At 59.6% G+C, this 13,489-nt stretch carries 16 protein-coding genes; 3 read left to right on the forward strand and 13 right to left on the reverse strand.

All coding sequences use genetic code 11. From position 1 onward, the window contains the following. Window positions 1-37: 37 nt before the first annotated feature. The 9 genes from AACY18_RS01190 to ubiE form a co-directional block, all read right to left on the reverse strand. A complete protein-coding gene (locus AACY18_RS01190) occupies window positions 38-745 on the reverse strand; it encodes a 16S rRNA (uracil(1498)-N(3))-methyltransferase (RefSeq protein ID WP_339464009.1) in 708 nt (235 codons plus the stop codon). Then, window positions 742-1,530: a twin-arginine translocase subunit TatC gene (gene tatC, locus AACY18_RS01195; RefSeq protein WP_260455779.1), complete on the reverse strand. Its 789-nt coding sequence runs from the start codon at window positions 1,528-1,530 to the stop codon at window positions 742-744. Before tatC ends, AACY18_RS01190 begins: the two co-directional genes overlap by 4 nt. Next, window positions 1,527-1,979 (reverse strand): Sec-independent protein translocase protein TatB, encoded by a 453-nt coding sequence (gene tatB, locus AACY18_RS01200; protein WP_339432969.1) that lies wholly within the window; start codon window positions 1,977-1,979, stop codon window positions 1,527-1,529. Before tatB ends, tatC begins: the two co-directional genes overlap by 4 nt. Before the next feature lie 10 nt (window positions 1,980-1,989). Beyond that, window positions 1,990-2,271, reverse strand: coding sequence for a twin-arginine translocase TatA/TatE family subunit (locus tag AACY18_RS01205; protein WP_003220847.1), 282 nt, complete (start codon window positions 2,269-2,271; stop codon window positions 1,990-1,992). Between the two features lie 25 nt (window positions 2,272-2,296). Continuing rightward, window positions 2,297-2,629: a phosphoribosyl-ATP diphosphatase gene (locus AACY18_RS01210; protein ID WP_007909355.1), complete on the reverse strand. Its 333-nt coding sequence runs from the start codon at window positions 2,627-2,629 to the stop codon at window positions 2,297-2,299. After that, a complete protein-coding gene (gene hisI, locus AACY18_RS01215; RefSeq protein ID WP_123470722.1) occupies window positions 2,622-3,023 on the reverse strand; it encodes a phosphoribosyl-AMP cyclohydrolase in 402 nt (133 codons plus the stop codon). Before hisI ends, AACY18_RS01210 begins: the two co-directional genes overlap by 8 nt. Before the next feature lie 81 nt (window positions 3,024-3,104). After that, window positions 3,105-4,709, reverse strand: a complete 1,605-nt coding sequence (ubiB, locus tag AACY18_RS01220) for a ubiquinone biosynthesis regulatory protein kinase UbiB (protein ID WP_339432968.1) — start codon at window positions 4,707-4,709, stop codon at window positions 3,105-3,107. Beyond that, window positions 4,706-5,329 carry a ubiquinone biosynthesis accessory factor UbiJ gene (locus AACY18_RS01225; protein WP_339432967.1) on the reverse strand — a complete coding sequence of 208 codons (624 nt, stop codon included), beginning with the start codon at window positions 5,327-5,329 and terminating at the stop codon, window positions 4,706-4,708. Before AACY18_RS01225 ends, ubiB begins: the two co-directional genes overlap by 4 nt. Beyond that, window positions 5,329-6,099 carry a bifunctional demethylmenaquinone methyltransferase/2-methoxy-6-polyprenyl-1,4-benzoquinol methylase UbiE gene (ubiE, locus tag AACY18_RS01230; protein WP_221731323.1) on the reverse strand — a complete coding sequence of 257 codons (771 nt, stop codon included), beginning with the start codon at window positions 6,097-6,099 and terminating at the stop codon, window positions 5,329-5,331. Before ubiE ends, AACY18_RS01225 begins: the two co-directional genes overlap by 1 nt. A 154-nt stretch (window positions 6,100-6,253) precedes the next feature. Here ubiE and AACY18_RS01235 point away from each other — a divergent pair, with 154 nt between their 5' ends. The 3 genes from AACY18_RS01235 to AACY18_RS01245 all read left to right on the forward strand — a co-directional run bounded on the left by AACY18_RS01235 (window position 6,254) and on the right by AACY18_RS01245 (window position 8,036). Then, window positions 6,254-6,529: a polyhydroxyalkanoic acid system family protein gene (locus AACY18_RS01235; protein WP_339432966.1), complete on the forward strand. Its 276-nt coding sequence runs from the start codon at window positions 6,254-6,256 to the stop codon at window positions 6,527-6,529. 243 nt (window positions 6,530-6,772) lie between these two features. Beyond that, on the forward strand, window positions 6,773-7,195 hold the full coding sequence (locus tag AACY18_RS01240; protein ID WP_221731321.1) for a phasin family protein: 423 nt from the start codon (window positions 6,773-6,775) through the stop codon (window positions 7,193-7,195). A 10-nt stretch (window positions 7,196-7,205) separates the two neighbouring features. Next, complete coding sequence (locus tag AACY18_RS01245; protein ID WP_339432965.1) at window positions 7,206-8,036, forward strand: phasin family protein; 831 nt, start codon at window positions 7,206-7,208, stop codon at window positions 8,034-8,036. A gap of 196 nt (window positions 8,037-8,232) precedes the next feature. On the opposite strand, the gene AACY18_RS01250 is transcribed toward AACY18_RS01245, so the two are convergent. From AACY18_RS01250 to phaC (AACY18_RS01265), 4 genes are all read right to left on the reverse strand, one after another. Continuing rightward, window positions 8,233-8,853: a TetR/AcrR family transcriptional regulator gene (locus AACY18_RS01250; protein WP_339432964.1), complete on the reverse strand. Its 621-nt coding sequence runs from the start codon at window positions 8,851-8,853 to the stop codon at window positions 8,233-8,235. 30 nt (window positions 8,854-8,883) lie between these two features. After that, entirely contained in the window at window positions 8,884-10,566 is a 1,683-nt protein-coding gene (phaC, locus tag AACY18_RS01255; protein WP_339432963.1) for a class II poly(R)-hydroxyalkanoic acid synthase, read from the reverse strand. 137 nt (window positions 10,567-10,703) lie between these two features. Then, on the reverse strand, window positions 10,704-11,558 hold the full coding sequence (phaZ, locus tag AACY18_RS01260; protein WP_221731317.1) for a poly(3-hydroxyalkanoate) depolymerase: 855 nt from the start codon (window positions 11,556-11,558) through the stop codon (window positions 10,704-10,706). Window positions 11,559-11,711: 153 nt separating this feature from the next. Continuing rightward, a complete protein-coding gene (gene phaC, locus AACY18_RS01265; RefSeq protein WP_339464010.1) occupies window positions 11,712-13,391 on the reverse strand; it encodes a class II poly(R)-hydroxyalkanoic acid synthase in 1,680 nt (559 codons plus the stop codon). Between the last annotated feature and the right edge of the window lie 98 nt (window positions 13,392-13,489).

Consider the following 13,489-nt stretch of genomic DNA (forward strand, 5'->3'; position numbering starts at 1 on the left):
GTAACGCCATTTGTCCGCCACAGGGGATGTGGCGAATTTAGAACAGGCGGGCGAGCAGGGCGGTCACGGCGGTTTCAACCCGCAAAATGCGCTCACCCAGTTGCACCGGTTGCAATCCGGATTTGGCCAGCAGATCGATTTCGTAGGGGATCCAGCCACCTTCGGGGCCGATCGCCAGGGTCACCGGTTCGTTGAGCGCGCGTGGGCACGGCGGGTAGTTGCCGGGATGGCCGACCAGGCCGAGAGTGCCGTCGGTGATGGCTGGCAGACGGTCTTCGACAAATGGTTTGAAGCGTTTCTCGATGATGATGTGCGGCAGGACGGTATCCCGGGCCTGTTCGAGGCCGAGGATCAATTGTTCGCGGATCGCTTGCGGTTCAAGAAACAGCGTCTGCCAGAAGCTCTTTTCGACGCGGTAGCTGTTGACCAGAATCACCTTCGACACGCCCATGGTCGCCACGGTCTGGAACACCCGACGGAGCATCTTCGGGCGGGGCAGGGCCAGCACCAATGTCAGTGGCAGCTTGGCCGGTGGCGGTTGGTCGAGGGTGACGCGCAGTTCAGCTTCACCCGCTTCCAGGCGCAGCAACTCGGCCGAACCCATCAACCCGTCTACACGCCCGACCCGCAGGCTGTCACCGACTTCCGAGCGGTGAACGTCCTGCATATGGGTCAGGCGACGATCACGCAGCACCACACGGTCGGGCGCAATGAAATCGGCCTCTTCGAGCAGCAGCAGGTTCATGCCTGGGTCGCTGGCGGCGGGTCGTTGTGATCGTCGGCTGCTTCTTCCGGGCGTTCGCGCTTGCTGACCAGGCTGCCGAACAGAATGCCGATTTCAAACAACATCCACATCGGCACGGCCAGCAGGGTCTGGGAGAAAATGTCCGGCGGGGTGAGGATCATGCCGACCACGAAGCAGCCGATGATCACGTACGGGCGGATCTTCTTCAGGTATTTGACGTCGACCACGCCGATCCACACCAGCAGCACCACGGCCACCGGGATTTCGAATGCCACACCGAAGGCGAAGAACAGCGTCATGACGAAATCGAGATAGCTGGCGATGTCGGTCATCATTTCCACGCCGGCCGGGGTGGCGGCGGCGAAGAATTTGAAAATCAGCGGGAACACGAAGTAATAGGCGAAGGCCATGCCGGTGTAGAACAGCAGGATGCTGGAAACCAGCAGCGGCACGGCAATGCGCTTCTCATGCTTGTACAGGCCCGGCGCGATGAAGCCCCAGATCTGATGCAGAATCACCGGAATCGCGAGGAACAGCGAAACCATCATCGTCAGCTTCAGCGGCGTCAGGAACGGCGACGACACGTCGGTGGCGATCATCGTCGCGCCCACCGGCAGGTACTGGCGCAGCGGCGTCGAGACGAAGGTGTAGATCTGCTGGGTGAACGCGAACAACCCGGCGAAGATGATGAAAATCGCCGCCACGCAACGCAGCAGACGGGTGCGCAACTCGGTGAGGTGCGAAACCAGCGGCATGTGCTGGTCGTTTTCGGGGAGATCGCTCATGGGGCTCGCGGCGGCAGTGTAGGGTCGTGAGGCGCTGGTGTGGTCGGCGCGGCGGTTGGGGCTACGTGTTCAACCGAAGTATTTGCAGCAGCGGGCACTGGTTCTTTCGGCGCTGCAACAGGTGCAGGTGCAGGTGCAGCGGGCGCGGCTGGCGCATGAATCGTCTGCTCGCCGACATGCTCAACCGGGGTCGGCTCCTGCTGAACCGGATTGAAAATCTTCCGCGCCTCCTGCTCCAGCGACAGAATGTGCTCGTTGTGCAGTTGCCGACGAATCTCGTCGGCACCGATTTCACGTTCAACTTCCTGTTTGATCGCGTTGAAGCTGCGCTTCAGTCGCCCGACCCACAGGCCGGCGGTGCGTGCAGCGCCCGGCAGTCGCTCGGGGCCCAGCACCAGCAGGGCGACGAGGCCGACGAGCAGCAGTTCAGTGAAGCTGATACCAAACATTAGTCAGTGCTCACACGTCTTTGCGGATCGGCTCTTCAACTTTCTGCGCCTGCACATCGATGGTGTGCGGCGGATTGGCCTGAGCGGTGGCTTGCGGCTGCACCGGTGGCACCGGCTGCGCAGGCGTCACGGTTGGATCGGCGGCTGGCTTCTCGTCGTCGTTCATGGCTTTGCGAAAGCCCTTGATCGACTCACCCACGTCGGTGCCCAGGTTTTTCAGTTTCTTGGTGCCGAACACCAGCACCACGACTACCAGAATGACGATCCAGTGTTTCCAGTCAAAAATGCCCATGTTGCAGTTCCTCTCTCAAAGTTGTTCAGGCGGACGGACGCGAGGCTTTCTCGACGTGTCCGGACAGACCGAAGCGACGATCCAGTTCATCGAGCACTGCCTGCGGATGCTGCCCCAGTTGGGCGAGCATGACCATGCTGTGGAACCACAGGTCGGCGGTCTCGTAAATCACGTCGCTGCAATCACCGCTGATGGCGGCGTCCTTGGCGGCAATAATGGTTTCGACCGACTCTTCGCCGACTTTCTCCAGAATCTTGTTCAGACCCTTGTGATACAGACTAGCCACATACGAGCTGTCGGCAGCGGCGCCTTTGCGCTCTTCGAGCACTTCGGCCAGACGGGTCAGGGTGTCACTCATGTTTGTGTCCTGCGCAATAGATGGCGTGCGGGTCTTTGAGTACCGGGTCGACTGTTTTCCAGTCGCCGTTTTCGAAGACACGGTAAAAGCAGCTTTGACGGCCGGTATGGCAAGCGATGTCGCCGATCTGTTCAACCATCAGGATGATCACGTCGGCGTCACAGTCCAGACGCATTTCATGCAGGGTCTGTACGTGGCCGGACTCTTCGCCCTTGCGCCACAGCTTGCCACGGGAACGTGACCAGTAGATGGCACGGTTTTCCGCCGCTGTCAGTTCCAGCGCTTCGCGGTTCATCCAGGCCATCATCAGCACGCGTCCGGTCTTGTGATCCTGGGCAATCGCCGGCACCAGGCCATCAGCGTCCCACTTGATCTCGTCCAGCCAGTTTTTCATCTTCGACTCCGACAGCGAACCCGCACTTCTAATAGTCGGGTTCAGGCGTTGAAACAGTGTGCCAGCCGATCATGGAACTGGCTATCGGCGAACGACCAGATACAAGCCGACAGCCACCATGATCCCGGCAGGCCAATGCCCCAGTTCGTTCAGCGGGCCACCGGCGGCGAGGACCGTACCGCCCGCCAGATGGGCACTGCCAAGCAGGCGCAGGAACCAGTCGTCCTTGCGTTTGTGCCACGGTGGCGGTGGGTCGTTGGCATGGGGCTGGGACATGCGCTCGAGCAGGTCGCGGGCCATATTGGCCAGGTGCGGCAACTGTTCGAACTGGCTCTGCACGTTGCCGATCAAGGTTTTCGGGCTGACGCGCTCGCGCATCCAGCGTTCTAGGAACGGCTGCGCGGTGTTCCACAGATCCAGATCCGGGTACAGCTGACGGCCGAGGCCTTCGATGTTCAATAACGTCTTTTGCAGCAGCACCAACTGCGGCTGCACTTCCATGTTGAAGCGCCGCGCGGTCTGGAACAGGCGCATCAGCACCTGACCAAATGAAATATCTTTTAATGGTTTTTCGAAGATCGGTTCGCACACGGTACGGATCGCCGCTTCGAATTCGTTGAGCTTGGTTTCTGCCGGCACCCAACCCGAATCAATGTGCAGTTGCGCCACGCGGCGGTAGTCACGCTTGAAGAAGGCGAACAGGTTGCGCGCCAGGTAATCCTGATCCTCGGGGGTCAGGCTGCCGACGATGCCGCAGTCGATAGCAATGTACTGCGGACTCCACGGGTTGACCGTGCTGACGAAGATGTTGCCCGGGTGCATGTCGGCGTGGAAGAAACTGTCGCGGAATACCTGGGTGAAGAAAATCTCCACGCCGCGTTCGGCGAGCATTTTCATGTCGGTGCGCTGGTCGGCGAGGGTCGCCAGATCCGTCACCTGAATCCCGTAGATACGCTCCATCACCAGCACTTTCGGGCGGCACCAGTCCCAATGGACTTGCGGCACGTAGAGCAGCGGCGAGCCTTCGAAGTTGCGCTTCAACTGGCTGGCGTTGGCTGCCTCGCGCAGCAGATCGAGTTCGTCGTAGATGGTTTTTTCGTAATCCTGAACCACGTCAACCGGGTGCAGCAGACGGGCATCCGCCGATACTTTTTCGGCGGCGCGGGCGAGGATGAACAGCCATGCCAGATCCTGCGCGATCACCCGTTTCAGGCCTGGGCGGATGACTTTGACCACCACTTCTTCGCCGGTTTTCAGTTGCGCGGCATGCACCTGTGCAACCGAGGCCGAGGCCAGTGGTTTGACGTCGAAACGGCTGAAGACTTCGTCGATCTTTCTGCCCAGTTGCTCTTCGATCAGCTTGATTGAAACCTGCGAATCGAACGGCGGCACGCGATCCTGCAGCAGCATCAGTTCATCGGCGATGTCTTCCGGCAGCAGGTCGCGACGGGTCGAGAGAATCTGCCCGAACTTGATGAAAATCGGCCCCAAATCCTGCAATGCCAGGCGTAAACGCGCACCCCGGCTCAGATCCAGCGGCTTGCGCGCAAACCAGCGCCACGGCAGCACAAAGCGCAGCGCCAGGAGGAACCAGGGCAGCGGCAGATCGAACAGCAGGTCATCGAGGCGGTAGCGGATCACGACGCGCTGGATGCGCAACAGACGGCGGACGGCAAGCAGCTTCATGCGTTATCGCTTGGGTCGAGGGATCGGGAAAGGCGCTCGAAACGCGCCTCGAGACGTTCCAGATCAAGTTTGATCCGGTCCAGTTCGCTGAACCGCGCTTCGGCTTCGCGCTGCCCGACGAGGGTGCGTGATTCTTCGGCGAGGTATTCGGCGAGGTTCTGGTTGAGACTGGCAAATCCTTGTTGATACCAGCGTGCGCGGCTGCGCAGATGGCCACCGACCAGATGTGTGGCGACAGGGCCGAGCCAGCGCGAGAGTTCGTACTCCCAGTCCAGCTCGAGGTCCTGCAACACGCCGGCCAGTTCCAGCAGCACGCCGCTGTCGCCATCGAGCTCGACTTGCGGGGCATGCAGCACCGCGGTCTTGTCTTTGCTCAGGGCCAGTTTCACCAGGCTTGAAGCCGGAGCGCGCAGGGTGCAATCGACGCCGGTTTCCCAGTGGGAGGCCAGCATCAGCCCTTCATCACTCGGCAGGATGAACAGTTGCAACGCCGGGCTGCGGCAATCGACGGCAATCACTTTGCCAGTCAAATGCGCCAGCCGCGCCAGCGCCGTGCTGTCGAGACGCAGCACCCGGTTCAGGCCGAGTTCGACGCTGGCCAGCAGCCCGGTGAGCAACATCAGGGCTTGATGCCGCGGTGCAGGGCAACGATGCCCGAGGTCATGTTGTGATAGGTCACGCGGTCGAAACCGGCGTCGACCATCATCGACTTCAGGGTTTCCTGATTCGGGTGCATGCGGATCGACTCGGCCAGGTAGCGATAGCTCTCCGAATCGTTGGTGATCAGCTTGCCCATCAGTGGCATGAACGCGAACGAGTAGGCGTCGTAGGCTTTGGACATCAGCGCGTTGGTCGGCTTGGAGAATTCCAGCACCAGCAGACGGCCGCCGGGCTTGAGTACGCGCAGCATCGAGCGCAGGGCGTCTTCTTTATGCGTCACGTTGCGCAGGCCGAAGGCGATGGTCACGCAGTCGAAATGGTTGTCCGGGAACGGCAGTTTTTCAGCGTCCGCCTGAACGAATTCGACGTTGCCGGCCACACCCAGATCCAGCAGACGGTCACGGCCGACCTTGAGCATGGATTCGTTGATGTCGGCCAGTACGACCTGACCGGTCGGGCCGACCAGGTGGGAGAACTTCTTGGTCAGGTCACCGGTGCCGCCGGCGATGTCGAGCACGCGATTACCGCTGCGCACGCCCGACAATTCGATCGCGAAACGCTTCCACAGACGGTGCATGCCGCCCGACAGAAGGTCGTTCATCAGGTCGTACTTGGCGGCTACGGAGTGGAACACCTCAGCGACTTTTTCCGCTTTCTGGCTTTCCGGAACGTTTTTGAAGCCGAAGTGAGTGGTGGGTTCGGCATCGCTGCCTTTGCGCTGATCAGTCATATCGCTGTCACCAAAAGAGAATGCGCGACATTCTAATCCCCAAGCCATGCTTTGTCTTGGAATGGCTAAAGGTAAGATGGGCAACCTTCGGGACGATTTGCCGCAGATGCGGTCAAGATTTACCGACAAGCATTCATAAAGCAGGAGTCATTCAATGGCCCGTATTAGTGTTGAGCGTGCCCACAACCTGGGCAAGGAAGCGGCCCGTGAGAAGGCCGACAAGCTGGCGCAGAAACTGTCCGATCAATATGGCCTGGAGCCGCAATGGTCGGGCGACACCTTGAACCTCAAGCGTTCGGGCGTTAAAGGTGCGGTGCATGTCGCCGACGATTCGATCAGGGTCGACGTGGAGCTGGGCCTGATGATGTCGGCCATGAGCGGCATGATCAAAACCGAGATCGAGAAGGCGCTGGATAAAGCGCTGGTCTGATTTACGCCTGCAATCCAATCCCCTGTGGGAGCGGGCTTGCTCGCGACAGCGGTCTGTCAGTCAATGCATAAGGTGACTGACACGACGCCTTCGCGAGCAAGCCCGCTCCCACATTTGTTTCGTGGTGCTCCTGCTGTTTATGTCGGTTGTTAGGGTGCCGTTTCTAATTTTTCTGCCTACTTTGTGCCTGAGCCCGACACTTTCGCGGGCAGTTCCTCAAACCTTCTGCGCGTGAGGTGCACCATGGCCAAAGTAATTTTGAAGAAAAAAATCGACGCTTCGACTTCAGCCCTGAGCGACGTGAAATCCTATGCCCGCAAGATCTGGCTGGCAGGCCTGGGTGCCTACGCCAAGGTCGGCCAAGAGGGCAGCGACTACTTTCAAGAGCTGATCAAGGCCGGTCAAACGGTTGAAAAGAAAGGCAAAAAAGCCGTCACCGAAAAACTCGAAGCGGCCAACACCGAGATCGATGAAGTCAAGGGTGAGGTCAGCTCTTTCAAAGGTCGCGTCGAAGTTCAACTCGACAAGGTCGAGAAGGCCTTCGACTCCCGTGTTGCAAGCGCCTTGAATCGTATCGGCATTCCGTCTAAACATGACGTTGAGACACTCTCTGCTAAGCTCGATGAGCTGACGGCATTGCTCGAACGCGTCGCGCGTAAATCTTAAGGAGAACGGGATGGCTGGTAAAAAGAACACCGATAAAGAAGGCAGCTCGTGGATCGGGAAAGTCGAAGACTACTCCCGCAAAATCTGGCTGGCTGGTTTAGGCGTGTACTCGAAGATCGACACTGACGGCAGCAAACTCTTCGATACATTGGTCAAAGACGGTGAGAAAGCCGAGAAGCTCACCAAATCGGCCGTCGGCAAAAAAGTCGATGCCGCCAAGGACTCTGCTTCTTCGGCCAAGTCGCGCATCAGCGGCGTAAAAGATCGCGCACTGGGCAAGTGGGACGAGCTGGAAGGGGCGTTCGACAAGCGCCTGAACAGCGCGATTTCGCGCCTGGGCGTTCCGAGCCGCAATGAAGTGAAAGCGCTGCACAGCAAGGTGGAAACCTTGACCAAGCAGATCGAAAAACTTACCGGGGAGAAAGCTCGCCCGGTAGCGGCGAAAACCGCTGCAGCCAAGCCAGCAGCCAAAACGGCGGCCAAGCCACTGGCTAAAGCGGCTGCAAAACCTGCGACCAAACCGGTTGCTGCCAAAGCCGCTGCCAAGCCTGCTGCAAAAACTGCCGCAAAACCAGCAGCTAAACCTGCCGCCAAGCCAGCAGCGAAAACCGCAGCCGCCAAACCTGCTGCCAAGCCAGCGGCCAAACCGGCTGCGGCGAAGAAACCGGCAGTGAAAAAACCGGCCGCACCGAAAGCCGCTGCGCCGAAACCGGCCGCTCCAGCGGCCAAGCCTGCCACTTCGGCAACCCCGGTGAGCACGTCGAACTCCGCCGCTGCACCGACTCCGGCGGCCACCCCGACTGTTGCATCGACCCCGTCGACGCCAACCAGTCAGTCCTGATTTTTCAGGAAGCAAGAAAACGCCCGGCCTGCCAAGGTCGGGCGTTTTTGTTTGTGTAGATAATCTCAAGCCGACTGCGAACCCCTGTGGGAGCGGGCTTGCTCGCGAAGGCGGCATTCCGGTCACACAAGATGTCGCGGATGTACTGGCCTCTTCGCGAGCGAGCCCACTCCCGCAGGGTTCCTGGTATTTTCGATTAGTCGTGATCTTCCAGGTATTGCAGCGCCATCCGCTCCGTCGCCACCTTCACCGGCGGCAGCAAGTGCGGCGCCACCAGCATCATGATCTGGTAAACCACCAATCTGACTTCCCCCTCCCGATCAAGAATCCGCTGATAGTCCAGTGAAAACAGCAGCGTCAGGGTGATCTGCTCCACCAATTGCCCCAGCGCCTGCGTATCGCTGACCAACTGTCCTGCCGCCTTCAACCGCGCCAGCAACGATGCCAGTGTGCGTTTCAAGGCATTGAGCAAATGACGAATCCCCTTCGCCAGTTTCGGCAGGCGTCCGGCCAGGTTCGACAGGTCCTGAAACAGGAACCGATACTGCGCCAGTCGCTCGACGATCAGATGCAAGAACAGCCAGTAATCTTCCGGCGCCAACTCCACCTCCGGCGGCGGATCCAGCAGCGGCGCCAACTCATTCTGGAAACGTTCGAACAGTCCGAGTATCAGTGGCTCCTTGCCGTGGAAGTGGTAATAGAGGTTGCCGGGGCTGATCCCCATTTCATTGGCAACTTCCATGGTGGAAACGTTCGGCTCGCCCTTTTCGTTGAACAGTTGCAGAGCACATTCGAGAATCCGGTCGCGGGTTTTCATCCAGTCTTCTTAGAAAAATTCGGTTAAGCGTCAGCGCACATGCACGTAAGTGCCGGGTGCTGCCTCCATCGGTGGATAGTTCGGGTTGCCGAGGGTCATCTGGGTTTCGTGCTGGGCGCCGGAGCGTTGCTGAATCCATTCCAGCCACTGTGGCCACCAACTGCCGTCGACGTGTTTGCCGTCGTAGTACCAGGCGCGCGGATCGCTGCTCATCTTGCCGTTATCGATGTAGGCGGCTTTCGGGTTGGTCGGTGGGTTGAGAATGCTCTGTACATGGCCGCTGTTGGACAGCACAAAACGTCGATCACCCCCCAACAGCAAGGTTGAGCGATACACCGCATCCCATGGAGTGATGTGGTCGTTCATGCCGGCGACGCTGAAACTGTCGACAGTGACTTTCTGCAGATCGATCGGCGTACCGCAGACCTCAAGACCACCGGGGTGGGTCAGCGGGTTGTGCTTGAAGAAGTCCAGCAGGTCGCCGTGAAACGCGGCGGGCAGGCGAGTGTTGTCGTTGTTCCAGTAAAGAATGTCGAAGGCTGGCGGCTCTTTGCCCAACAGGTAGTTGTTGACGAAGTAGCTCCAGATCAAATCGTTGGGGCGCATCCAGGCGAAAACCTTGGACATGTCGCGACCGTCCAGCACGCCCTTCTGATAGGAACGGCGTTTGGCGGCTTCAAGGGTTTGCTCGTCGGCAAATAGCGTGGCCGGGGTTTCGATCTGGCTGTCGAGCAGGCTGACCAGATAGGTCGCGCTGGAGACCCGCCGCAGTTGCCGTTTGGCCTGCAAATGCCCTTGCAGAGCGGCGATGGTCAGCCCGCCGGCGCAGGCGCCCATCAGGTTGACCTCGCGGGCGCCGGTGATCGCCCGGCACACGTTCATCGCTTCTTCCACCGCTTCAACGTAAGTCGAAAGGCCCCATTCGCGGTGGCGCACATCGGGGTTGCGCCAACTGATCATGAAGGTCTGCAAGCCGTTTTTCAGGGCGTATTGGACGAAGCTGTTTTGCGGACTGAGGTCAAAAATGTAGTACTTGTTGATTTGCGGCGGTACTACCAGCAGTGGCTTGGCGTACTGTTTTTCGCTCATCGGTCGATACTGGATCAGCTCCAGCATCTCGTTGCGAAACACCACTGAACCGGTAGTGGTAGCGACGCTTTTGCCGACTTCGAATGCTTGCTTGGTGACCTGTCGAGGCAGGCCGTCGTTGTGCAGCAAATCATCAAACAGATGACTGAGGCCGCGCACCAGACTGTGGCCGCCGGAGTTGAACAACTCCTTGATCGCCAGCGGGTTGAGCAACGTATTGGACGGCGCTACGGCGTCGTTGAGCAGGGTGAAGGCAAACTGCGCGCGCGCGCGATCGTCCGGGCTCATGTTGCTCTCGTCGATCCAGCTTTTGACCTGTTTCTGCCAGGCCAGATACGCCTGCAGACTGCGCCGGTAAAACGGATTCAGGCTCCATGCCGGGTCGGCGAAGCGGCTGTCCTGTGGATTGGTCGGGTGCAGGGTTTCGCCCAGCAGCACGCGGCCCAATTGGCCGCCGAGTTTCAACGCGTGCTTCGCGCTGTGGATCGGGTTGCGCAAGCCATGGACGGCCACGCTGCGCAGGGTCGAGATCAGGTCTCGGCCACGCAGCCCGGCGATCGCACTTTGTGCATTGATGAACACGGCGGAGCTGGGTACAACGCCCTTTGCTGGTTTTTCGCGCATGTATCAACACTCCTTCGTCTTCAGGCCAAAAACAAACTCACCGAACCAGAACACCATAGTCGCTGTTGCGGGTTGTTGCCTGCGGGGCGTCCTGCCACGCATTCTGAAAAGGCACTGCATAAAGCCTGCCGTAGCGGTTAGCCGCCCAGCGGTGTCGGGTGCGGGTGCATCACCGCGCGCTGACGTTCCTCCTCGAGGAATTTCATGATGATCGGCGCCACGGCTTCGGCGCGGGTAATCAGGAACAGGTGACCGTCATCGATGATGTGCAACTGCGCGTTGGGAATGCGCCAGGCGAGCATGCGCATGTTGACCAACGGGATCAGTGGATCGTCATCGCCGGCCAGCACCAGCGTCGGCTGGTGGATCTTGTGCAGCCAGTGAATGCTGGTCCAGCCCAGACCGGCGAACAGTTGCCAGTAGTAACCGAGCTTGCCCGCCGAACGCACTTTTGCTGCGTGGCTGGCGGCCAGGGTTGGGTCACGGCGGAACGAGCCGCCGTAGATCAACGGTGCGATACGGATGACATGGGACGGCTGAATGTAGCGCCGGGGGCTGGCCATCATCCACAGCACTTTCGGTTTGCCCGGCACCATCACCGCACCGGCAGCGGTCGCCGCCAGCACCAGTTTCTTGCAGCGCTCGGGGTAGTCGTAGGCGAACTGCTGCGCGAGCGCGCCGCCCCACGACACACCGATCACGTTGACCTGACCATAGTCGAGGTAATCGAGCATCCGTGACGTCAGCTTGGCCAGGCCGGGAAAGCGATACGGTCGGTTCGGCGTCGAGGAACCACCGACACCGGGCACGTCGAAGGCGATCACTTCCAGATCCGGGTCCAGCGCCGCGACAAACGGAAACACCAGCTCCAGGTTGGCGCCGATGCCGTTGAAAATCAGCAAGGGCGTCAAGTGAGGCTTGCCGGGGCGTACCGCCGTGCGAATGGTCTGGCCATCCAGATCGACGGTACGGAATATGAACGGTTGCGGCATGCTTCAGGCCCTGTGGGTCGATCTCAATATCACCCTTAACCCTTGTGGGAGCGGGCTTGCCTGCGAAGGCGTCATGTCAGTCAATATCGATACTGGCTGAACGATCGCTTTCGCGAGCAGGCTCGCCCCCACATTGGGGATGAGGTGTGTCAATTACCGCTCATGTACATAAGTGCCCGGCGATGCTTCGCCTGCCGGATGCGCCTTGTTGCCCAGTTTCATTGGAGCCTTTTTCAGATTGCCCGAGCGCTCGGCCTGCCACGCCTGCCAGTACAGCCACCAGGAATCCGTGTGCTTGGTCGAGTTCTCTTGCCAGTCATCGGCGTTGGCGGCCATCCCTTCGCTGGTCATGTAGCGCGATTTCGGATTACCCGGCGGGTTCAGAATGCTCTGGATGTGGCCGCTGCTCGACAATACGAATTCAACCTTGCCACCAAACAACTGCGCCGACTTGTAGCAGGACTTCCACGGGGTAATGTGGTCGTTGGTGCCGGCCAGCGAAAAGATATCGGCGGTGACTTGCTTGAGGTCGATCGGCGTGCCGCACACTTCCAGTGCATTGGGGCGGATCAGTGGATTGTTTTTGAACATCTCGATCAGGTCGCCGTGGAACGCGGCCGGCAACCTTGTGGTGTCGTTGTTCCAGAACAGAATGTCGAACACCGGCGGCTCATTGCCAAGCAGGTAGTTGTTGACCCAGTAGTTCCAGATCAGGTCGTTGGGGCGCATCCACGCGAAAACCTTGGCCATGTCTTTGCCTTCGAGCACGCCGGCCTGATACGAGTGGCGCTTGGCGGTCTCCAGGGTCTGCTCGTCGACGAACAGGGCAACGTCGCTGTCCAGGGTGGTATCGAGCACGCTGACCAGCAGGGTCAGGGCGTTGACCTTATTCTGGCCAAGGGCTGCGTAGTGGCCGAGCAGGGCGGTGCAGGTGATGCCACCGGAGCAGGCGCCGAGCATGTTGATGTCTTTGCTGCCGGTGATCGCGGTCACCACATCGACCGCTTCTTTCAGCGCATCGATGTAGGTCGACAGGCCCCACTCGCGCTGAGCCTTGGTCGGGTTGCGCCAGCTGACGATGAACGTCTGCACGTTATTGCGCAGGCAGAAACGCGCCAGGCTCTTGTCCGGGCTCAGGTCGAATACGTAGAACTTGTTGATTTGCGGCGGCACGACGAGCAACGGACGCTCGTGGACTTGCTCGGTGATCGGCTTGTACTGGATCAGCTCCAGCACGTCGTTGCGAAACACCACCGCGCCTTCGGTCACGCCCAGGCTCTTGCCGACCTCGAATGCGCCCATGTTGACCTGGCTCGGCATGCCGCCGTTGTGCACCAGATCCTTGGCCAGATGCGAGAGGCCGTCGAGCAGGCTTTTGCCGCCGGTCTCGAAGAAGCGTTTGACCGCCGCCGGGTTGGCTGCCGTGTTGGTCGGCGCCATCGCTTCGGTCATCAGATTGATCACGAAATGGCCGCGAGCGACGTCTTTGGGTGACAGGCTGCTGTCGTCGATCCAGGCGTGGAGTTCCTTGCGCCAAGCCAGGTAGGTTTGCAGGTAGCGTTTGTAGAGCGGGTTCTGGCTCCACGCAGGATCGGCGAAACGACGGTCATCGCCTGCCGGTTGCAGTTCGGATTTGCCGAACAACACGTTCTTCAGTTCGAGACCGAAATGGGTGGCGTGCTTGACGCTATGGATCGGTTGTCTGATGGCCTGTTTCAGCACCATACGAGCAGAGGCCAGCAGATCCTTTCCGCGCAGCCCAACGACGGGATTAAGCCCCAGAGTGTTTTCCGAGGCTTGATACTTCAGGTCATCGTTATTCTTGTTACTCATCTACGACGCTCCATTGTCCTGAGACGAATACCCGGTTTTCTGCTGTGCAGTTCCACAGCCAATGCCAGATACTACTGCTCGGGTGACCGTTAATTCTG

Origin of the sequence: Pseudomonas sp. EA_65y_Pfl2_P74 (genome assembly GCF_963970575.1) — a bacterium.
In the GTDB taxonomy this organism is placed as follows: Bacteria; Pseudomonadota; Gammaproteobacteria; order Pseudomonadales; family Pseudomonadaceae; genus Aquipseudomonas; species Aquipseudomonas baetica_A.